This is a genomic window from Bradyrhizobium elkanii USDA 76 (assembly GCF_023278185.1).
Lineage (GTDB): Bacteria > Pseudomonadota > Alphaproteobacteria > Rhizobiales > Xanthobacteraceae > Bradyrhizobium > Bradyrhizobium elkanii.
This window is the reverse complement of the sequence record NZ_CP066356.1, coordinates 1,562,842-1,581,692: the sequence shown is the minus strand read 5'-3', so window position 1 is coordinate 1,581,692 and position 18,851 is coordinate 1,562,842. Positions and strand designations below refer to the sequence as shown.

The window sequence follows — 18,851 nt, the reverse complement described above, 5'->3', positions numbered from 1 at the left end:
TCGCCCGCCATAGCATGCTTGAATAGAATCGTTAGGACGACCTCTCCTCCCTGGGGTTGTATCGATATTCAATGCCCGGCTTTTGCCGGGCATCTTTTTGTCGAACACTGCGCCAGATGCGTGAACCAGCGCATAGCCGAGCTCGCCGCCCCGCTGGCGAGCCACAAGCCCGAGGCCCGCGAAGCCATCGATCTCTTCACATTTCGTGTCGCCGCAGAAGTCGCCGTGATGGCAAATATCCTTGCCGGCCTCGACGGCCTGGTGCTCACCGGCGGCATTGGCGAGCATGCCGCGGACATCCGGCAACGCGTCTGCGATCGCCTCTCCCGGCTCGGCGTCAGCATCGATACGGCAGCAAATGTACAGGGCGAACAACGCATCGCCGCGAAGGGCAGTCCGGTCGACGTACTGGTCATTCCGACCAATGAGGAAGTCAGTATTGCGCGGCACTGCCGCAGCCTGCTGCGCACAGGTCGCTAGTCCGTCGATGCAACCCACATCACGAGCTCCCTTGCGAGAGACCCGAAGGCCCGATCGAATGCGGCTGCCGCCTCGGATGGTGTGAGCGAGTTTATCCCTTCGGATCCCTCAAGAAGCTTGGCGGCCTTTACCCGCCCATTTCGATCGACGATCTTCGCGGACAGGGAGATCGTCGCGCGCGGTTGGGCTCCCTGCACAATTTCGAACCGACGCAGGTCGATCAGCAGGCGCGGCGTACCCTCTACACCGCTGTCGGCCCGCAGTGGCGCATGGTCGACGTCGTAATTCTCGAAGCTCTGCAGCAACCGCGCCTGCACCAGCACCGGGAGACTATCGCCCCACTGCGCACCTTCGAACCCCTGAGTTTCTTCATCCGGCGAGAACAGGAAGCGCTGGGTCTGCAAGCGTGCGATCGCGGTCGGCTCCGCCATGACCAGCTGCTCGGGCAGATTGGCATGGCGCTGCGCTCCGAAGTCGTCCACCGCGTGAAGGTCGTACACCACCTTGCGCGGCGCGGGCGCACCACCGCCGGTCATGCGTTCCAGCCCGGCCACAATTCCATCGAGCTTCGGCGTGTTGCGCGCGAGCCCTTCGGCGAACGTGCTGAGATTGTCGATCGTGCTGTGCAGCGGCGCGGCGTTCTCGGATAGCACGGCATCGACCCGGCGTAGTGCATCGCGGGCGGCCTGCGTCATGCTCCGCCCGGCCCCCTTTTCGGCCACCAGCGGTTCACGCGCCGGCGGCGCCTGGGAATCATCGCCGCCTTCCAGCGCGATCACCGGAACACCGGTCAGCCCCTGGAAGTCGAGGCCGACGCGCGTATCGCTATGCACCGGCGTGCGCTCAGCGACCGCAATCGTGGCGTGAACCTCGCGCGGCCGGTCCGGAACCAGCGCAAGCGCGGTCACTTCGCCGACGCGGATGCCATTGAAGAGGACGCCCGCCCCGACCAGCAGCCCGGGCACCGGATCGGCGAAAACGATCTGATATGTCTGCCGTTTCCCGATCCCCCCGACATTGTTCAGCCAGTAAACGAAGCCGAACACGGCGACGATCGCCGATAACACGAATGCACCAACGATGATGTAGGGCGCGCGGATTTCCATATGCGTCTCTCTCTGCCTAATTGCCGAGGCCCAGCTTCTGCGCCCGGGCACCATGAAAGTAGGCCTGGACCCAGGGATGATCGGACTTGAGCACAGATGACAGCCGCCCGATTGCCGCGATCCTGCCATCGGCGAGCGCGGCGACGCGGTCGCAGATGGCCTGCAGGCTGTTCAGGTCGTGTGTCACCATGAACACGGTGAAGCGCAACGTCCGGTGCAGCGTCCGGATCAGGGCATCGAATTCTCCCGCAGCGATCGGATCGAGACCGGAGGTTGGCTCGTCGAGAAACAGGAGCGAGGGGTCGAGCGCCAGCGCCCGCGCGAGCGCAACCCGCTTGGTCATGCCGCCCGAGAGCTCGGACGGATACTTGTCCCCGTCTTCGCGCTTCAGGCCGACCATCTCGAGCTTCGCGTCCGCAATTTCGTCCAGCAGCCCCGGCGACAGCCGTGCGCGCTCGCGCAGCGGAAACTGGATGTTCTGGCGAGCCGTCAAGGCCGAAAACAGCGCTCCCTGCTGGAACAGCACGCCCCAGCGGCGCTCGTCATCGCTGTCGCCTGCGAAATCGATCTGTCCGCTCCGCTTCGGAAGTAAGCCAACCAATGTCCGCATCAGCACCGACTTTCCGCCGCCGGACGCGCCCACGAGGCCGAGAATTTCGCCGTCGTTCACGTCGAGATCGAGATGATCGAGGATGATCTTCTCGCCGAAACCGACCACGAGGTCGCTAATATGGATCGCTGGCGTGTCGGCCATGGCTACATCCCGATCGAGGCGAAGAAGACCGCGAACAACCCGTCGAGCACGATCACCAGGAAGATCGATTTTACGACCGATGCCGTCGTCTGCTGCCCCAACGACTCCGCGCTGCCCTTGACGCTCAATCCCTCGACGGCCGCGACAAGCCCGATCACGAGCGCCATGAACGGCGCCTTGATGATCCCGACCTCGAAATGAGTGACCGAAACCGCGTCATGGAGGCGTGCAATGAAGATCGCCGGACTCATGCCGCCATAAAGCCACGCGATGAGCCCGCCGCCATAGAGCGCCGCGAGCGAGCCGAGAAAGGCGAGGATCGGCAGCGCCACCACCAGCGCCAGGATTCGTGGCAGGATCAGCACCGCGACAGGATCGAGCCCCATGGTGCTGAGCGCGTCGATCTCCTCGCGCATCTTCATCGCACCGATCTCGGCCGTATAGGCGCTGCCGGATCGTCCGGCCACCATGATGGCCACGATCAGCACGCCAATCTCGCGCAGCACGAGGATGCCAACCATGTCCACGACATAGGATTCCGCGCCAAAGCGGCGGAAATGGAAGATGCCCTGCTGGGCGATGATGGCACCGATCAGGAACGTGATCAGCACCATGATCGGCACCGCCTGCCAGCCCACCCGGCCGAGCTGATAGACGGTCGACGTCAATCGGAACGATCGCGGATGCCTGAAAATGCCAAGCAGCGCTAGACTGAAGGCGCCGAGCATATGTAGGAATGCCGCCGAATCGGATGCCAGCCGCCTGCTGCCGCGGCCGAGTTGATCAAGCTTCTGCAGCACGGGGTTGACCGGTCTGCGTTCGGCGCGGCCGGAACGGTTCAGCCCCCGCACCTCTTCCAGCAAGTCGCCATATGGACCGTCGGCACCGGTGAGGACTGCTCTGGTCACGCCACTGCGGGCGAGTCTTTCGAGCAGCCAGGCCCCGACGGTATCGAGCGCAGTGACACGCCGTACATCGATCGAGCCGATATCGGTACGCGCGGCGTGCGCGCACAGCCGCTCCAGCGCCTCGACATTGGCAACGTTCCAGGCCCCACATGCAGTGAGCACGCGCGGATTGTTCACATTTGCTATCAGGGCCGGGGCATTGAGCAAGATTCTGACTCCAACTTTCGAGTCACCCTAGGATGCTGGAGCCGGCTGTGTTTGACCCAGCGCAATAGACCACATCTTGGCCACCCGGAATGTGCTTGACCCAGATCAACGGCTTGGCAAGCGACGGCCGTATGATTTCACAGATTGCCCGGCAGCCTCGGGCGTGCTCAGGAGATTTCAGATGAATCGCGCCGCCTTCAAACCTTTGCAAAACACTGCGTTGCCGCACTCGTTCAGGCAGGTCCGGCTCGAGCGCGCCCGCGAGCACGATCACCCCGAAGGTACGTCCGCGATCGGCTACGTCATCGTCGCCCCGCTCGACACGGCATCGCGGATCGATGTCGAGACCTGGAGGGCCAATCGCGACGCCTGCCGCGTCGTCCGCCAACGCCCGGGCGAGGACGATCAGCTCGGCCACCTCGTGCATGGACCGTCCGACAGCTGGCGCTTTCACTATGACGTTGCCGGCGCCACCGCCGATGAAGCCGGGTTTCATTTCGGCGGCGAGCACTTTCGGCTCGGCGAATATGTCTCCGTCCATGAGGCGGACGGCATGCATCCCTACCGGGTCGTCGCCGTCACGCCGCTTTGATTGCACCGGGCCGGATCAGGCCGCCAGCCGCTTCGGCATCCGCGACTAGCCGAGACAGGTCGAGCTCCACATCGACGATGCTGTGGTCCTCGGGATCCGGGCAGGTTGCGAAGCCCAGATCACGACACATGCTCAGCATGCTGATGTTCTCGGTCAGCACCTGGCCGGACATGCGCTTCAGCCCTTCCGATCGCGCATAGTGGATCAGCAGGCGCATCAGCGCCCATCCGAGCCCTTTGCCCTTGAGGTCGGATTGCAGGAGGATGGCGTACTCGGCATTCTGATAGAGCGAGTCCGAATGGAGCCGGACGACGCCGATGATTGCACCGGAGTTCGGATCCAGCGCCACAAACGCCATCGCGCGCGCATAATCGAGCTGGGTCAGCCGCGCGATGAACGCATGCGAGAAGTTCTTCGTGAAATGGAAGAACCGCAGCCTGAGGTCCTCGGCAGTTACCCGCTTGAGGAAGCTGTCGATCATCGGCTCGTCCTCCGGCCGCATCGGCCGCACCGTCACGCGCGAGCCGTCCCTCAGGGCAAGTTCGCCTTCCCACTGCGACGGGTACGGCCGCACTGCAAGACGGGTCTGGCCGGCAAACAACCGCGCGGGCTTGCGGATCGCCACCCGCGCGTCGAGCGCCAGCACGCCGGTTTCGTCCGCCAGCAAGGGATTGATATCGAGCTCTGCGACTTCCGGAATATCGGCCGCCATCTGCGCCAGCTTGACGAGGGTGATCGGCACGGCATCTTCCGGAACGGCGGGTACGTCGCGGTAGGCGGCAAGCAGCCGCGAGACCCGCGTGCGTCCTACGAGGTCGCGTGCCAGGTTCATGTCGAGAGGCGGCAGCGCCAGCGCCTTGTCGTCGATCACCTCGACCGCGGTCCCGCCGCGGCCAAACACGATCGCCGGGCCGAAAGTCGGATCGTCGGCAATGCCGAGGATCAGCTCACGTGCCACCCGCCGCTCGATCATCGGCTGGATTGTCACACCTTGCAGGACGGCATCCGGACGCGCGGCACGAGCGCGCGCCAGCACCGTCCTGGCCGCCTGTGCGACGCTTTCGCGAGTACGCAGGCCGAGAATGACACCGCCGATGTCCGACTTGTGCCTGATGTCGCGCGAGAACAGCTTCACCGCCACGGCAAGCCCTTGCGCCAGGAAGGGCGCTGCCCTGTCCACGGCATCGTCGGCATCACGGGCCACGACGGTCGGAACGATCGGAATATCGTAGGCCTCAAACAGCGCGACGATCTCGACCGGATCGAGCCATTCCCGCCCCTCGGATAGCGCCTTCGCGATCACGTGCCGCGCCGCCGCCGTCCGTGGCGCAAACGTCGAGGCGCTGCTGGGCGGCGTTGCGGCCAGCGTGATGGAGGCATCGCGGTATCTCACCAGATACATGAAGGCGCGCACGGCATCATCCTCGGTCGGGAAATGCGGGACGCGCGCCCGCTCGAAGGTCGCCGCGGTGCGAGCGTCGGCACCATCCCACGACGCAAGCACCAGTGCGGCTACCTCGCTGTTCCTGGCTCGGCGGTCGGCAACGCACCGCGTCACCGCTTCGGCGATCCCTTCGGTCGGCGCAACAGCCGTTTCCACGTTCATGACCAGCACGGCGTCGCTGTTCGCGTCCTCCAGCAGCGCGCCGAGTGCGGCCACGTAGCGGGCAGCGTCGGCATCGCCGGAGATATCGACGGGGTTGGCGCGAGACCAGCCTTGCGGCAGAACCCGATCGAGTGCCGCAATCGTCTCCGTCGTCAGGCTTGCAGGAACGCCGCCGAGCTCAACGAGCCGGTCGATCGCGAGGATGCCGAGCCCGCCGCCATTGGTCAGGATCGACAGGCGATTGCCGCGCGGGACGAAACCGCGGCCAAGCAACTCGGCGCAGTCGAACAATTCGCGAAGGTCGTACACGCGCAGCATGCCAGCCCGGCGGAACGCCGCGTCATAGACGGCGTCCGAACCGGCAAGCGCTCCGGTATGGGTGGCTGCGGCCTTGGCTCCCTGCGCCACCCGGCCCGCCTTCACGACAATCAGGGGCTTGAGCCGCGCCGCGGCGCGCGCGGCCGACATGAATTTGCGCGCATCCTTGACGGCCTCGACGTAGAGCAGGATCGCGTTGGTATGATCATCCTGCGCGAAATAGTCGAGCAGATCGGCGACATCGACGTCGAGTTGGTCTCCGATCGACACGATGCCGGAGAAGCCGAGCCGCCGCTCTGCCGCCCATTCGATCATCGCGGCAGCGATGGCCCCCGACTGCGAGATCAGGGCAAGACGCCCTTCGGTGGGCTGATGCGCGGCAAAGCTCGCATTGAGCTTCACGCGCGGCACCATGACGCCGAGGCAGTTCGGCCCGATCAGGCGCATGCCGTGCCGGTGCGCCGCCTGCGCGACCGTCTCGGCTAGCGAGCCGGCACCATGCCCGAGGCCGGCGGACAGGATCACGGCACCGGCGACACCGACCGCGGCAGCGTCCGAGATGATTCCGGGAATCGCGGCTGCAGGCGCCGTGATCGCAACGAGGTCCGGAACGAATGGAAGCGACTTGAGATCCGGGGACGTAATCTCGCCGTCGATCGCAGTGTAGTTCGGATTGACGACGGCGATGCGGCCGGCAAAACCGCATGCCTTGAGGTTCATGAGTACCGCCAAGCCCAGCGAAGACGGACGCGAACTGCCACCGACAAGCGCGACCGATCGAGGCGAAAGAACCCGATCTAGACCAAACGTAGACATCGGACAGTCTCGCAGGGAACGAGCGAAGGCGCTTGCCGCTTCGTGCAACGCGCCAGGGCCCGCATGACATCCTCGCGAGCAATAATCCCGACCAGGTGATGATACTTGTCGATCACGGGCAGGCTCTTGAGCCGATGGGCGATCATCAGCTGCAGAACGCGTTGCAGATTTGTGTCCGGCTCGACCGCGATCACGTCGGACGACATGATCTCGTCGACCGTCGTTCCCATGCGATCGTCGTAACGTGGCAGCATGTGATCTACCGGACAGGCGAACACCTTCAGGGCGTCCAGCTTCGTGACGAACCCGACCACGACATCGTCGCGGAGCACGGGATAGGCGTCAAAGTCGTCTTTCGCGAACAACCGGTACAAGTCGCCGACGGTCATTTCGGGAGCGACGCTTCGTACCGACCTCGTCATGTTGCTCGCAACGGTCTCCTGAAGAAACTCGTACATGGCTGATCCCCTTTGGATGGATGGTTATTTCGGGGACGCGTCGCTGCCTGACGGGCGACGCGCCCCCGCAAGGCGGCTACGCCGCTGTCTTGATGTCGATCTGCCTGCTCTGCTTGGGGGCCGGCTTCTTGACGGTGACCTTGAGCACACCCTTGGCGATCTCGGCGCTGACGTCCTCCGCCTTGACGCCTTCGGGCAACCCAACGGACCGCGAGAATGCGCCGAAGCTGCGCTCGATCAGGTGATAGTCCTTGTCCTTCTCCTCGCGCTCGCTCTTCTTCTCGCCGCGGATCGTGAGCGTGTTGTCGGCAAGGTTGAGCTGAACATCCTTGGTCTCGAGGCCGGGCAGCTCGGCGGAAATCTCGACGGTCTTGTCGGTCTCGCTGACGTCCATACGCGGCATCATCGCCTGCGGCGCGGCGAACGCCGGGAAATTGCGGCCGAAACCGTCAAACAGCCGGTCGATCTCCTGTTGCAGAAATGCGAAGGGATTGTTCTCCCGCCGCGCCAAAGCGCGCTCGGTTCCAACGGGGATCACGTCGTTAGCCATCAGTACCTCCTGCTTGCGTGTTGCTTGCGAAGCAAAGCTAGTCAGGAACAGCTCCCCGGCCGTTGACCAGGATCAAAACCGGGCCAACGTGATATGATCAAAAGAGGAGCACAGACCCAAAGCGAGTTTCCGCCATGCACGCCATGATTCTGCCCGCGCGCGGCGCACGGCTGCAATATACCGAGCGGCCCGACCCGATTCCCGGCCCGGGCGAGGTGTGCGTCAAGATCAATGCGTGTGGCGTTTGCCGTACTGACCTGCATGTCGTCGACGGAGAACTGCCCGACATCGCCTATCCGATCGTTCCCGGCCATGAGGTGGTTGGCCGTATCGACGCGATCGGTGAAAGCGTGGATGGTCTGCATCTCGGTGCACGCGTCGGCGTGCCCTGGCTCGGATCGACCTGCGGGCGTTGTCCCTACTGCCGGGAGGGCAAGGAAAACCTCTGCGACGCCCCCCTGTTCACCGGCTACACCCGGGACGGCGGCTTTGCCACACACCTGGTGGCAGACGCGCGTTACTGCTTTCCGCTCGGCGAAGACGGCGAGGATGCCGAGCTTGCACCCCTGCTGTGCGCCGGCCTGATCGGCTGGCGCTCCCTGGTGATGGCCGGCGACGGCCGCAAGCTTGGTATTTATGGCTTTGGCGCGGCGGGGCATATCGTCGCGCAAGTGGCACGCTGGCAGGGGCGCGATGTGTATGCTTTCACCCGCGCGGGCGACACCGAGGCCCAGCACCTGGCATTATCGCTCGGCGCTTGCTGGGCAGGTGCTTCGGAAGACCGGCCGCCGGCCGAGCTTGATGCCGCGATCATCTATGCCCCGGCCGGGCCGCTTGTCCCGCTTGCGCTGCGCGCGCTGCGCAAGAGCGGACGGGTGGTCTGTGCCGGCATTCACATGTCGGATATCCCGAGCTTTCCCTACGACATCCTCTGGGGTGAGCGACAGATCGTTTCCGTTGCCAACCTGACGCGACAGGATGGCGTCGACTTTCTCAAGACCGCGGCAAGGGCCGGAATCCGGACCCACGTCACCATCTTTCCCCTGGACCAGGCGAATGAAGCACTTGCGCGCTTGCGGGACGGCAAGCTCGTCGGCGCAGCCGTCTTGAAGCCATGATGACGGCCTCATCAACCGGGGCTGCCACAGGCGAGACCGGCCAGGCCGCCGTATTGTCGTTCCTAGCCGGATCTGGCCAGCCGAACGCGCCGGTACAGCGGATCGACACCCATTGTTCGATCGTTTTTCTCGAACCTTCGCGCGTCCTGAAGATCAAGCGAGCAGTCAAGCTGCCTTATCTCGACTTCTCGACCCTGGAGAAGCGGCGGTGCGCTTGCGAGGATGAGATTGCCGTCAACAAACGCCACGCCCCTTCCATCTATCGCGGGGTAGTTCCGATCACGCGCGGACGCGATGGTCTTGCGATCGGAGGGGTCGGACCGGTTGTCGAATGGGCCGTCGAAATGGCTCGGTTCGACGAAAACAAGACACTCGATCATCTCGCGGAGCAGGACGCAATCCCGCCGGAGCTGGGCGAGAAACTGGCCACTATCCTGCTGCAATCCCATCGAGAATTGATAGGGTGCGATGGATCGCATTGGCTTACGTCACTCCCCGGCATCATCGATCGCAATACCGAGCAGTTTCGCACTGATTCAGCTCTTTCCTGCAGGACGATCGATGAACTGCACGAGTTGAGCCATCGATCTCTTGCTCGGCATCTTGAACTCCTGCGCCTCCGCGCCGCCGCGGGGCAAGTCCGGCACTGTCATGGCGACGCGCATCTCGGAAACATCGTTCTGCTCGACGGCGAGCCCGTTCTATTCGATGCGATCGAGTTCGACCCCGATATCGCGACGACCGACGTCCTCTACGACCTCGCATTTCCACTGATGGACCTGCTGTACTTCAGACGCGAGACCGTGGCTAACAGGCTGTTCAATAGCTACATGCAGACATCCTGGGACACGCAATCGAGGGCGTTGTGTTTGCTGCCATTGTTCCTGTCGATGCGCGCAGCGATCCGGGCCAATGTGCTCTTCACCAAGGCACGGCAACACCAGCTTGATCAAGCGATCGCCGCCCAAGCGAGGCGTTATTTCGAGCTTGCTCGCCAGCTGATTGAACCGGAGCCGCCCCGCTTGATTGCAGTTGGCGGTAAGTCCGGTACCGGCAAGAGCGTGCTGGCGCGCGACATGGCGCGTCTGATCGCGCCCCCCCCGGGCGCCCTGGTTCTGCGATCGGATGTCATTCGCAAGCAGCTCTATCACGTCGCGGAGCACGCCACGTTACCGCCGGAGACCTACACTCCCGAAGCATCCGACCGCGTTTATCAAGCCATGCTCGACCGAGCCAAACGCGTCTTGGCTCAGGGGATTTCCGTTGTTCTCGACGCGGCATTCTTGAAGCAAGCGGAGCGCGATGCCGCACGAGCCGCCGCCCGCAATGCCAAGGTGAAATTCCGTGGATTGTTCCTGACCGCCGATCAAGCCATCCGGCTGCGACGCGTCGCCTCACGGCAACACGACGCTTCGGATGCAACGGCTGGCGTCGTTCTGAGCCAGGAGAGCATCGAGACTGGCCATATCGATTGGCAACTCATCGACGCATCAGGCTCACCTGCCGCCACTCTCCAGCGCAGCATGCCCTGCCTGCCAGACGCACCTTTCCATTCAAATCGGCGGAATACCCCCTAAGGAAACATCCGGAATTGGTCGATCGACGGAAACCTGTCAGCATTCTCCCGCCCAGACAGGAGAATGTCATGAAACGCGCATTGAGCCTTCTTCTTGCCGGAAGCGTCATCTCAACGGTAGCACTTGTTCTAGTCTACAACTACTTCTTCCCCAATGCCATTCCGCTTGCCTCGACCGAGCCGCTTCTAGCTTGGCGCTTGGAGGCGGCGTTCGTAGTCACTGCGCTGGCATGGACCGCAGCGTTCGTGGCGGCGGCATCCGGACTGTCATTGCTGTTGATGACTTTCACCAACCGGGATGTCACAATCCGCTAGAACGCGCGCTGCTCGTGCCTGCCATACCTCCAAGGCCGGCTCTTCGGAGCCGGCCCTCGGCGTAGGAACACCGCTACCGACGTGCTCCTCGCAAGGCAGGCACCCAGTCATCACCTTTCAGGCGCACTTCAACGTTTCCGCCGGCTAGGATCTCAGTCGCCGGCGCCAGAGTGGCTTGAGCAGCTCAAGCACCACCAGCATCACCACTCCCGGTCCGAGCGCGATCATCAGATCGTCCGGATGAAGGGGACCGAAACGGAACAAGCTGGACGCCGGAGGCCAGAGCAGTGCGGTCCCGAGAGCGCCTGCGATTGAAAGCAAGATTACCGCCAGCGCCAGGTTCGGCCGGAAGATCGCAGCGCCGCCGAAAAAGCAAAGCCGCACCACCCTCGCTGTCTGCTGTTGAAGGCGTGGCGGCTCCGCTTGCAGCGTGCGCAGAGACGCTCCGATCCTTCCGATCTCGCTTCGCGGTCCGGTGGACGTGACCCGGGCGGCGCCTCGCCCCGCACGACGAGCGAGCCGGAATACACGAACGGCTGATCGTCGCCGCCCGGCCGATGCTCGGCCACGGCGTCCGTCTCGACCACCTGCTTGCGAACGGGTACCGACTCGCCTGTCAGCAGGGACTCGTCGACCTGCAGATCATGATCGTCGAGGAGCACAGCGTCGGCTGGCACGCGATCACCGTCGCCAAGGATGATGAGGTCGCCTCGGACGACGTCCCAGCCGGCGATACGCCGGCGTACTCCATCCCGCATCACGAGGGCCCGCGGACTGGTCAGGTCGCGCAAGGCTTCTAACACGCGTTCGGTTCGTGTCTCCTGCACGATCGTGATCACGATCGACATGGCGCCGAAGCCAAGGAGCAGGAGTGCCTCCTGGAGATCACCAAGCAAGAGGTAGATCAGTCCGCCGCTCAGAAGCAGCGCGAGCATGGGCTCGCGCAGCACGTCCAACGCGATACGTATGGGAGTGCGCCGTTCAGGACTCGGAAGCTCGTTGTGCCCCTCGACCCGAAGCCGGGCCGTCGCTTCGGCTTCACTTACTCCTGCGAGGTCTGTGGCGCTCACGTCTTCCGCAATAGGCTCCAGACGCTTCCACCCAGCAAGAGCGCGGTAACGAGCAGAATGGCCACAAATGTCTGTATGATGTCAAAGTTCAGAGAATCCCGCGCAACGAAGAACGCGGTGATAGATCCCGCGAGGACGAAGAGGATGCGAAGGATGACGCTCATGGCTCTCTCCTGCTGGCACAACGCCGTTTGAAGCTTCCTAGGCAAGGCATGCCCAGCTGGATACTCGATCCTGCTGGTGCGGCGCAGTTTACCGTAGCGGTTCGCACCGTTGAGAAGTTGCGGCAGATCAAGCTGCCCGAGCACCCCTGCCGGCAGCTCAATGCTGCAGGACATACCGGCCTGGCGCATCCTCGAGCGGCGCTTCACCCTCCGGCGCGTGAAGCGCCGACTGCGCCGGCACCCACGCACCGGAACGCGCCGTGAGGAAGCGAACCCACTCCAGCCACCAGGATCCGTCGCGATTCACCGCCTTGCGCAGCCACTCGTCGGGCCCGACATAGGGTTGATCCGCATTTTTCTCCAACAATTGATAGCTGTGCCCCTCCTCGGACGGCGGAGCAACGATGCCGGCGTTATGGCCGCCGCTCGCCAGCACAAAGGCGATATCGGCATCGGCCAACAGGTGAATCTTGTGAACCGACCGCCAGGGCGCGACGTGATCGCGTACGGTGCCGACCACGAACATCGGGACGCGAAGGTCGGAAAGTGCCACCGGCTGCCCGTCCGCCAAATAGCGGCCCTCGGCAAGATCGTTGTTGAGAAACAGCTTGCGCAGATAATCCGAATGCATCCGGTAGGGCATGCGGGTCGCGTCCGCGTTCCATGACATCAGGTCGCTCGGTGCGGCACGCTCGCCCATGAGATAGTCGCGAACCAGGCGCGACCAGATCATGTCGTTCGACCGCAGCAACTGGAACGCTCCGGCCATCTGCGCCGTCTCGAGCACGCCGCGCTGCCGCATCATGTCCTCCAGGAACGCAACTTGGCTCTCATTGATGAAGAGCGTCAGCTCGCCTGCATCGGTGAAATCGACCTGAGCCGCCAAGAGTGTCACCGAGCGCAGGCAGCCGGGCCGCTCCTTCTGCAGACGAGCAGCTGCAATTGCGAGCAGCGTGCCACCGAGGCAATAGCCCGTTGCGTGGATTGCGCGTTCAGGCACGAGTTGATTGATCGCGTCGATCGCAGCGTCGACCCCAAGCTTGCGATAATCATCGAGGCCGAGGTCGCGATCAGCTGGTCCCGGATTCCGCCACGAGATCATGAACACGGTGAAGCCACGCTCGACCAGGAATCGGACGAGCGAATTCTGCGGCGAGAGATCGAGGATGTAATACTTCATGATCCATGCCGGCACGATCAGCACCGGCTCGGGGCAAACGTCGGCTGTTGCGGGCGCGTATTGGATGAGTTCGATCAGCTCATTGCGGTAGACAACCTTGCCCTTGGTCGCAGCAACGTCCTTGCCGACAACAAACGGAGCGGGCCCGAGCGGCTTGGCGATCATCAGGTCCCGGCAATCCTCCAGCCAGTTATGCCAGCCCGACACGAAGTTGCCGCCACCCGAATCCATCGCCTCGCGCAGCACCTCGGGGTTGCTGAACGCAAAGTTGGACGGCGCAACGACGTCGAGGCATTGCCTGACCGTGAAATCCACGACCGCTGCATTTGCTTTCGAGACCCCGTGCAGGCCGCTGGTCGCGGAATGCCACCATTGCTCTGCCAGCAGGAACGCCTGCGCCATGACGTTGAAGGCCGGTAATGTCCAGTCTTGGCCGGCAAATCGGTTGTCACCTGGCTGAGGCTTGACCATATACCAAGGCTGCCAGGCCGCATGCGGCGTCGACACCATGCGCGCGAAGCGCGCAGCATCAGCAACCCCGCTCAGGGCCAACTGAAGCCGTCTACCGGGTGAGGCTGCCAGATGGAGTTGCCAATCGGCGAAGGCGAGCGCAAGGCCGGCCGGTGAAAGTCCGCCGGTCCATCGCGCTATCGCCGCGTGGACGAGTTGGTCGAGCGATTCGGTACCCGTCAATGGCTCGTTCGCGGGCTGCACTGAAGCAGGCGTTCCGTCCCCCGTCACATCGTCGTTAGCAGGAGATGCGGGCTTGTCGAGAACTGCCTGGACTGTCATCGCTCACCTCCGAGGCGGAACCGCTTCCGACCCAGCGCCACGATTTCCGCATCGGTCGGATGATCGCTCGGCCCAACATGCAAGTTGAGGTCGGGCCGCTCCGCCTTGAGATATTGCGTCAGCTCGGCCTTCTCGATACCCGGACCGATGACGAGCAAATCGCTGCAACCGCTTACGGCCTCGCTCACCCTGGCAAGAAATGTCGCATCGGCCTGGACGCGACCGTCGCCGATCGTATTCGCCTTGTGATGCAGATGCTCCGACGCCAAATGTGCATGGACGGCCGTCGCGCTGACGCCTGTCAGGCCGATGCCGAAAACCTTCGCAACAAGGTGATCGATCCAAACGACCGCGTGCGCATGTGACTGCTGGGTCATCTCGTTCATGACGTAGCTCCGGTATTTGCTTTCTCTGATTCTCTCAATCGGCGCGCCAATGCCACAAGCAACTCCCTGCGGCTGACAATGCCGACGACGGTTCCGGCGCCGAGCACCGGAATCTGGGCAACATTGTAGATATCCATCTGCGCGACAACGTCCTCGATCGATGCCTCGACATCGACGGTGATCGGAGAGCCACTCATGAGCGAGGCCACCTGCAGCGTGCGCATACGCTCGCGTTCGGGTGTGTTCTCCGCAATGCCAAGCAGCGACTCCAGCCAGTTTCCGGACGGCGGGCTGATGTCCAGCTCATCGCGGTGAAGAAAATCGCCCTCCGAAACCATGCCGACGAGGTCGCCGGCGTCGTCGATTACCGGCAGGCCGCGCTGATCGGTCTCAAGCAGCAGCTCGACGGCATTGAGCACGGTAGCAGTCGGCTTAATCGTCGCGAATGAACTACGCATCACATCGGTTGCGAGCATTGTCATTCCTCCTCTTCAACACATGTATTGGCCGCCGTTGATCGACAGCGTCGATCCGGTGATGAACCCTGCTTCGTCGGCGGCAAGAAACGCGACGGCACGCGCAATTTCTTCCGGCTGTCCCAGCCGTCCGACAGGGATCTGCGGCAGAATGGAGTTCTGCATGACATCGGCCGGCACCGCGGCCAGCATCTCGGTATTGATGTAGCCCGGACAGATCGCGTTGACCGTGATCCCGAACCGCGCGCTTTCGAGCGCCAGTGCGCGCGTGAAGCCGAGTTCGGCGGCCTTCGCCGCTGCATAGTTGGTCTGGCCGATCTGGCCCTTCTGCCCATTGATGGACGAGATGTTGATGATCCGCCCGAACTTGCGCGCCCGCATGCCCTCGATGAGGGGCCGGCACATGTTGAACAGCGAATCGAGATCGGTCCGGATGACCGCGTTCCATTGCAGCTTGGTCATTCGATGCAGTGTGGCGTCGCGCACGATACCGGCGTTGTTGACCAAGATGTCGATCGGGCCCAGCGCCGCCTCCACCTCGCTGATACCGGCTGCACAGGCCTGGAAGTTCGCGACATCCCACTGGAATACGGGAATTCCGGTCTGATCCTGAAACGACCGCGCGGCCTCCGCATTTCCAGCATAGCAGGCCGCAACCCGGCATCCGATGGCAGCGAGGGCACGCGAGATCGCTGCGCCAATTCCTCTGCTCCCACCCGTAACCAATGCGACGCGCGCCATGCCGGCTCCTCTAAGCTGAGAGCAACATTTGCGCGAAGTACACGCGCGATGAATTGATCTCGCTCAATCAAATTCCGCTAACGCGCATGAGGCAGATCAAATTGGTGCGCCTCGACCCGTGCTCTGATGGCAAGTGCGCTTCCACCCCTTTGGAGAATGGTCATGTTCAAGAACATCCTGGTCCACATTCCGACGGAGCTGTCGCCGCGTCCCGCGGTCGACGGATCGGTCTCGCTCGCGCTCGGCACGGGCGCGCATCTCGACGCAATGGCGATCGGCTACGAGACCGCCAGCGTACCGTTCGTCGTTGAAGGCGGTGCGGCGGTCGCCTCCCTGTTCGAGGCCGAACATGAGCAGGCCCTCGAACGCGCCGAGGTTGCACTGCGCGTCTTCGATATCGAGGCACGGAATGCGGGGATATCCTACGCGACCCGCGCCGTGGGTGCGCTTCCCATCGATGCTCGGGAGATGATCTGCGCGAGCGCGCGACTGCATGACCTGACCGTGGCGGTGCAACCTCTGGGCGAATACAACAGCTACGACAACGTGATCCCGCGGGAGTTATTGTTCCAGGCCGGCGGTCCCGTCCTGTTCATGCCCTACACGTTCCATGGCGCATTTTCGGCGAAGCGAATCGGGATCTGCTGGGACGGCAGCCGGCTTGCCGCCCGCGCCCTGCACGATGCAATGCCGCTGCTGCGCGCAGCCGATGCTCTCGCCGTCATCACCATCGATGGCGTTGATCCGATCCCCGCAGAATGCTCCACCGACCATCTCGTGCGCTATCTTGCAAAGGAGGGGCTTCCGGCCAAGATCGCGTCGTTGCCGGCGTCCAAGTCCGAGGTTCAGTCGATCCTGCTGTCGATCGCGGCGGACGAGAGCCTCGACCTTCTGGTGATGGGCGGATACGGCCACTCCCGCCTGCAGGAAACCCTGCTCGGCGGCGTGACGCGCGACATGCTGCGCGCAATGACCGTTCCGGTCCTGATGTCTCACTAAGCGCGAGCCTAATTGTGAAGCATTCCGCCAGAACATTTCGGAGCCATGTGGCCTGTGGCTTCGTCATCATCGGTACGATCTGCGCCGCGCTGACTCCAGCCGCCGCGGACCAGGAACAAGGCCGTCGCCTTGCACAGCTCTACTGCGCCCGCTGCCATGCAATCGACCGGGTGAGCCCGAGCCCGTTGAGGATAGCACCTCCGTTCCGGACATTGCACGAACGTTATCCGGTCGAGATGCTGCAGGAATCGCTGGCGGAGGGAATCGTCACCGGCCATCCGACCATGCCCCAGTTCAGCTTCGAGCCGGACCAGGTGGGCGACTTCATTCTGTTCTTGAAATCCCTCGAGCGAGGCCAAGCAGACCGTTGAGCCAGGTCAATGCGCGGAACGCATAAAGTCTCATTCTTCAAGCTTCAACACGGAGGTCCGACATGCGCGCGCATCAGATCATGACCAAGCATATCATCGCCGTCAGTCCGCACACCAAGATCCTGGATGCGGCCAACATTATGCTGCGGTGCCACCTCAGCGGTCTGCCGGTGATGGACGAAGACGGCACGCTCAGGGGCATGGTGTCCGAGGGAGATTTCCTGGAACGCAGCGAGATCGGCACAGGACACAAGCGCTCGGCATGGCTGGAACTGTTCACCGGTGTGGGTCGTGCCGCGACCGATTTCGTGCACGAACGCGGTCGCAAGGTCGAGGATGTCATGAGGACCAATCCGATTACGGTCGACGAGCAGACGCCGCTCGACGAGATCGTGCATCTGATGCACAAGCATGGCGTGAAACGGGTGCCAGTTGTGAACGGCAAGACCATGGTCGGAATCGTCACCCGGGCGGATATCCTGCAGGCTGTCGCATCGCTGGCGCGCGATGTTCCCGACCCGACCGCTGACGACAGCCATATCCGTGAACGGATCCTGCGCGAGATCAACGCCACTGGTTGGCGTCCCGCCGGCTTCCAGGTCTGGGTGCGCAACGGCGCCGTGCATCTGCACGGCCTGATTTTTGATGACCGCGCGCGCCAGGCCGCAATCGTGCTCGCCGAGAACACCTCGGGCGTCAAGGAAGTCCACGATCATCTCTGCTTCGTCGACGGTTACTCGGGCTACTACGTGGAATCGCCGGAAGACGTCAAGGCGGCTAGCTGATCGGATCGAGGAGTCCAAACATGGCAATGAGTACGCTGCTTGTCGTCACAGCCGTCTGTCTCATCTTCGCGATCTTTGCGCTCGTGCTCGCCGTGACTGATCGCAGCACGACGCGCTGGCTTCGGGAACGAGACGGGAATGGAGCCAGCACACGCGCTGCCTATCCCGACAGGAAAGGTCCCTAGCCTCTCCTTTTGAGCGGCGCGCCGGGCGACCGACGTCTCGGCGCGGGCCACTTTGTCCGACACCTACGTATAAATACGTAAGTGGCTTCTACTTAGGGGAAATATCCAAATTTCCCGATCCAGAAGATGCGGCCAATCTGCCTCCATCGATCTTCCCATCCATGGAGCGTCGCCATGCAGACCCAGAACACCATCTCTCTCGAAAGCAGCCGTCACCCGACCAGCATCCTCACCCGGCAGGCGCGCGTTGAAGGGCCTTTTGGCATGATCGGGATGCCGATGCGGTTCGCACGCAACAGCGAGATCTACGGCGAGGACGAGGCCTCGGAATACCTTTATCAGGTCGTTTCCGGCGCGGTCCGAACCTACAAGATCCTGGAAGACGGACGTCGCCAGATCGGCGCTTTCTATCTGCCCGGCGATATCTTCGGCTTCGAGGCTGGCGAGACCCACATCTCCTCGGCCGAGGCCGTCTCCGAGACGCGGGTCATTGTGGTGAAGCGCGCCGCGCTCATGGTCCGCGCGACACACGAAAAGGATCTGGCAAGGCAGCTGTGGGATGCAACGGCCCAGGAATTGCGGCGCTTCCAGGAGCATCTGATGCTGCTGATCTGCAGCGCCGAAGATCGCGTCATCGGCTTCCTCCACGACATGGCCCACCGCACCGTCAAGAACGCCGCCATCGAGCTTCCGATGTCGCGGCAGGATATCGCCGACTATCTCGGTCTGACGATCGAAACGGTGTCGCGCACCTTCACCCAGCTTGAGCAGAACGGCGTGATCTCGCTTCCGACCTCGCGTCGGGTAGAACTTCGCAACCGTGCGATGTCGAACCGGATCATGGCGGCGTGAGAGCGCGAGCCAGGCTCCGATGATCGGCGGCGAGTGAGAGGCAAGG

General features: G+C 63.0%; 20 protein-coding genes and 1 pseudogene. 9 read left to right on the top strand and 12 right to left on the bottom strand.

Annotation, left to right across the window (positions count from 1 at the left end; genetic code table 11):
* Positions 1–120: 120 nt before the first annotated feature.
* The gene (locus JEY66_RS07510) at positions 121–480 is read left to right on the top strand and encodes a hypothetical protein (RefSeq protein ID WP_018273614.1); all 360 of its coding nucleotides are present in this window, start codon (positions 121–123) and stop codon (positions 478–480) included.
* On the opposite strand, the gene JEY66_RS07505 is transcribed toward JEY66_RS07510, so the two are convergent.
* Genes JEY66_RS07505 through JEY66_RS07495 form a run of 3 tightly spaced genes read right to left on the bottom strand, consistent with a single transcriptional unit; the run spans position 477 to position 3,425 of the window.
* Complete coding sequence (locus JEY66_RS07505) at positions 477–1,586, bottom strand: ABC-type transport auxiliary lipoprotein family protein (RefSeq protein ID WP_018273615.1); 1,110 nt, start codon at positions 1,584–1,586, stop codon at positions 477–479. The two genes, JEY66_RS07510 and JEY66_RS07505, sit on opposite strands and share 4 nt — an antisense overlap.
* A 16-nt stretch (positions 1,587–1,602) precedes the next feature.
* On the bottom strand, positions 1,603–2,340 hold the full coding sequence (locus tag JEY66_RS07500) for an ABC transporter ATP-binding protein (RefSeq protein ID WP_018273616.1): 738 nt from the start codon (positions 2,338–2,340) through the stop codon (positions 1,603–1,605).
* Between the two features lie 2 nt (positions 2,341–2,342).
* Positions 2,343–3,425 carry an MlaE family ABC transporter permease gene (locus tag JEY66_RS07495; protein ID WP_018273617.1) on the bottom strand — a complete coding sequence of 361 codons (1,083 nt, stop codon included), beginning with the start codon at positions 3,423–3,425 and terminating at the stop codon, positions 2,343–2,345.
* A 211-nt stretch (positions 3,426–3,636) separates the two neighbouring features.
* Between JEY66_RS07495 and JEY66_RS07490 the strand changes: the two genes are divergently transcribed.
* Positions 3,637–4,047: a hypothetical protein gene (locus JEY66_RS07490; RefSeq protein WP_018268784.1), complete on the top strand. Its 411-nt coding sequence runs from the start codon at positions 3,637–3,639 to the stop codon at positions 4,045–4,047.
* Here JEY66_RS07490 and JEY66_RS07485 read toward each other — a convergent pair.
* The 3 genes from JEY66_RS07485 to JEY66_RS07475 all read right to left on the bottom strand — a co-directional run bounded on the left by JEY66_RS07485 (position 4,034) and on the right by JEY66_RS07475 (position 7,795).
* Positions 4,034–6,787: a bifunctional acetate--CoA ligase family protein/GNAT family N-acetyltransferase gene (locus tag JEY66_RS07485; RefSeq protein ID WP_041482606.1), complete on the bottom strand. Its 2,754-nt coding sequence runs from the start codon at positions 6,785–6,787 to the stop codon at positions 4,034–4,036. The two genes, JEY66_RS07490 and JEY66_RS07485, sit on opposite strands and share 14 nt — an antisense overlap.
* Positions 6,769–7,245, bottom strand: coding sequence for a CBS domain-containing protein (locus JEY66_RS07480; RefSeq protein ID WP_018268786.1), 477 nt, complete (start codon positions 7,243–7,245; stop codon positions 6,769–6,771). Before JEY66_RS07480 ends, JEY66_RS07485 begins: the two co-directional genes overlap by 19 nt.
* 76 nt (positions 7,246–7,321) lie before the next feature.
* A complete protein-coding gene (locus JEY66_RS07475; RefSeq protein ID WP_026191811.1) occupies positions 7,322–7,795 on the bottom strand; it encodes an Hsp20/alpha crystallin family protein in 474 nt (157 codons plus the stop codon).
* Positions 7,796–7,929: 134 nt separating this feature from the next.
* On the opposite strand from JEY66_RS07475, the gene JEY66_RS07470 reads away from it, so the two are divergent.
* The 3 genes from JEY66_RS07470 to JEY66_RS07460 all read left to right on the top strand — a co-directional run bounded on the left by JEY66_RS07470 (position 7,930) and on the right by JEY66_RS07460 (position 10,804).
* A complete protein-coding gene (locus JEY66_RS07470; RefSeq protein WP_018268788.1) occupies positions 7,930–8,913 on the top strand; it encodes a zinc-dependent alcohol dehydrogenase family protein in 984 nt (327 codons plus the stop codon).
* A complete protein-coding gene (locus JEY66_RS07465) occupies positions 8,910–10,490 on the top strand; it encodes a bifunctional aminoglycoside phosphotransferase/ATP-binding protein (protein ID WP_080586132.1) in 1,581 nt (526 codons plus the stop codon). The genes JEY66_RS07470 and JEY66_RS07465 overlap by 4 nt, the downstream gene beginning before the upstream one ends.
* Before the next feature lie 68 nt (positions 10,491–10,558).
* Complete coding sequence (locus JEY66_RS07460; protein WP_018268695.1) at positions 10,559–10,804, top strand: hypothetical protein; 246 nt, start codon at positions 10,559–10,561, stop codon at positions 10,802–10,804.
* A 315-nt stretch (positions 10,805–11,119) separates the two neighbouring features.
* On the opposite strand, the pseudogene JEY66_RS07455 reads toward JEY66_RS07460, so the two are convergent.
* The 6 genes and pseudogenes from JEY66_RS07455 to phbB all read right to left on the bottom strand — a co-directional run.
* Positions 11,120–11,886 (bottom strand): annotated as a pseudogene (locus JEY66_RS07455) (P-type ATPase actuator domain-containing protein); the annotation flags it as partial.
* Positions 11,871–12,227 (bottom strand): hypothetical protein, encoded by a 357-nt coding sequence (locus JEY66_RS07450; RefSeq protein WP_018268696.1) that lies wholly within the window; start codon positions 12,225–12,227, stop codon positions 11,871–11,873. The pseudogene JEY66_RS07455 and the gene JEY66_RS07450, both read right to left, overlap by 16 nt.
* Positions 12,196–14,010, bottom strand: coding sequence for a PHA/PHB synthase family protein (locus tag JEY66_RS07445; protein ID WP_210291288.1), 1,815 nt, complete (start codon positions 14,008–14,010; stop codon positions 12,196–12,198). The genes JEY66_RS07450 and JEY66_RS07445 overlap by 32 nt, the downstream gene beginning before the upstream one ends.
* Positions 14,007–14,396: a hypothetical protein gene (locus tag JEY66_RS07440; RefSeq protein ID WP_018268698.1), complete on the bottom strand. Its 390-nt coding sequence runs from the start codon at positions 14,394–14,396 to the stop codon at positions 14,007–14,009. Before JEY66_RS07440 ends, JEY66_RS07445 begins: the two co-directional genes overlap by 4 nt.
* The gene (locus tag JEY66_RS07435; RefSeq protein ID WP_038378749.1) at positions 14,393–14,872 is read right to left on the bottom strand and encodes a CBS domain-containing protein; all 480 of its coding nucleotides are present in this window, start codon (positions 14,870–14,872) and stop codon (positions 14,393–14,395) included. Before JEY66_RS07435 ends, JEY66_RS07440 begins: the two co-directional genes overlap by 4 nt.
* A gap of 15 nt (positions 14,873–14,887) precedes the next feature.
* On the bottom strand, positions 14,888–15,613 hold the full coding sequence (phbB, locus tag JEY66_RS07430) for an acetoacetyl-CoA reductase (RefSeq protein WP_026191788.1): 726 nt from the start codon (positions 15,611–15,613) through the stop codon (positions 14,888–14,890).
* A 162-nt stretch (positions 15,614–15,775) separates the two neighbouring features.
* Between phbB and JEY66_RS07425 the strand changes: the two genes are divergently transcribed.
* The 4 genes from JEY66_RS07425 (at position 15,776) to JEY66_RS07410 (ending at position 18,805) form a co-directional block, all read left to right on the top strand.
* Positions 15,776–16,612 carry a universal stress protein gene (locus tag JEY66_RS07425; RefSeq protein WP_026191789.1) on the top strand — a complete coding sequence of 279 codons (837 nt, stop codon included), beginning with the start codon at positions 15,776–15,778 and terminating at the stop codon, positions 16,610–16,612.
* A gap of 47 nt (positions 16,613–16,659) precedes the next feature.
* Positions 16,660–16,983 (top strand): c-type cytochrome, encoded by a 324-nt coding sequence (locus tag JEY66_RS07420; protein WP_018268702.1) that lies wholly within the window; start codon positions 16,660–16,662, stop codon positions 16,981–16,983.
* Between the two features lie 62 nt (positions 16,984–17,045).
* Positions 17,046–17,768, top strand: a complete 723-nt coding sequence (locus tag JEY66_RS07415) for a CBS domain-containing protein (RefSeq protein ID WP_018268703.1) — start codon at positions 17,046–17,048, stop codon at positions 17,766–17,768.
* A gap of 359 nt (positions 17,769–18,127) precedes the next feature.
* Positions 18,128–18,805 (top strand): helix-turn-helix domain-containing protein, encoded by a 678-nt coding sequence (locus tag JEY66_RS07410; RefSeq protein ID WP_018268704.1) that lies wholly within the window; start codon positions 18,128–18,130, stop codon positions 18,803–18,805.
* The last annotated feature ends 46 nt before the right edge of the window (positions 18,806–18,851 follow it).

What these genes read in the sequence shown, in the direction of transcription:
- JEY66_RS07505 (WP_018273615.1), bottom strand. Translation starts at nt 1,586, where the DNA reads ATGGAAATCCGCGCGCCCTACATCATCGTTGGTGCATTCGTGTTATCG.
- JEY66_RS07425 (WP_026191789.1), top strand. Translation starts at nt 15,776, where the DNA reads ATGTTCAAGAACATCCTGGTCCACATTCCGACGGAGCTGTCGCCGCGT.
- JEY66_RS07500 (WP_018273616.1), bottom strand. Translation starts at nt 2,340, where the DNA reads ATGGCCGACACGCCAGCGATCCATATTAGCGACCTCGTGGTCGGTTTC.
- JEY66_RS07470 (WP_018268788.1), top strand. Translation starts at nt 7,930, where the DNA reads ATGCACGCCATGATTCTGCCCGCGCGCGGCGCACGGCTGCAATATACC.
- JEY66_RS07440 (WP_018268698.1), bottom strand. Translation starts at nt 14,396, where the DNA reads ATGAACGAGATGACCCAGCAGTCACATGCGCACGCGGTCGTTTGGATC.
- JEY66_RS07445 (WP_210291288.1), bottom strand. Translation starts at nt 14,010, where the DNA reads ATGACAGTCCAGGCAGTTCTCGACAAGCCCGCATCTCCTGCTAACGAC.
- JEY66_RS07465 (WP_080586132.1), top strand. Translation starts at nt 8,910, where the DNA reads ATGATGACGGCCTCATCAACCGGGGCTGCCACAGGCGAGACCGGCCAG.
- JEY66_RS07450 (WP_018268696.1), bottom strand. Translation starts at nt 12,227, where the DNA reads ATGCGCCAGGCCGGTATGTCCTGCAGCATTGAGCTGCCGGCAGGGGTG.
- JEY66_RS07415 (WP_018268703.1), top strand. Translation starts at nt 17,046, where the DNA reads ATGCGCGCGCATCAGATCATGACCAAGCATATCATCGCCGTCAGTCCG.
- JEY66_RS07460 (WP_018268695.1), top strand. Translation starts at nt 10,559, where the DNA reads ATGAAACGCGCATTGAGCCTTCTTCTTGCCGGAAGCGTCATCTCAACG.
- JEY66_RS07435 (WP_038378749.1), bottom strand. Translation starts at nt 14,872, where the DNA reads ATGCTCGCAACCGATGTGATGCGTAGTTCATTCGCGACGATTAAGCCG.
- phbB (WP_026191788.1), bottom strand. Translation starts at nt 15,613, where the DNA reads ATGGCGCGCGTCGCATTGGTTACGGGTGGGAGCAGAGGAATTGGCGCA.
- JEY66_RS07490 (WP_018268784.1), top strand. Translation starts at nt 3,637, where the DNA reads ATGAATCGCGCCGCCTTCAAACCTTTGCAAAACACTGCGTTGCCGCAC.
- JEY66_RS07475 (WP_026191811.1), bottom strand. Translation starts at nt 7,795, where the DNA reads ATGGCTAACGACGTGATCCCCGTTGGAACCGAGCGCGCTTTGGCGCGG.
- JEY66_RS07480 (WP_018268786.1), bottom strand. Translation starts at nt 7,245, where the DNA reads ATGTACGAGTTTCTTCAGGAGACCGTTGCGAGCAACATGACGAGGTCG.
- JEY66_RS07410 (WP_018268704.1), top strand. Translation starts at nt 18,128, where the DNA reads ATGCAGACCCAGAACACCATCTCTCTCGAAAGCAGCCGTCACCCGACC.
- JEY66_RS07485 (WP_041482606.1), bottom strand. Translation starts at nt 6,787, where the DNA reads ATGTCTACGTTTGGTCTAGATCGGGTTCTTTCGCCTCGATCGGTCGCG.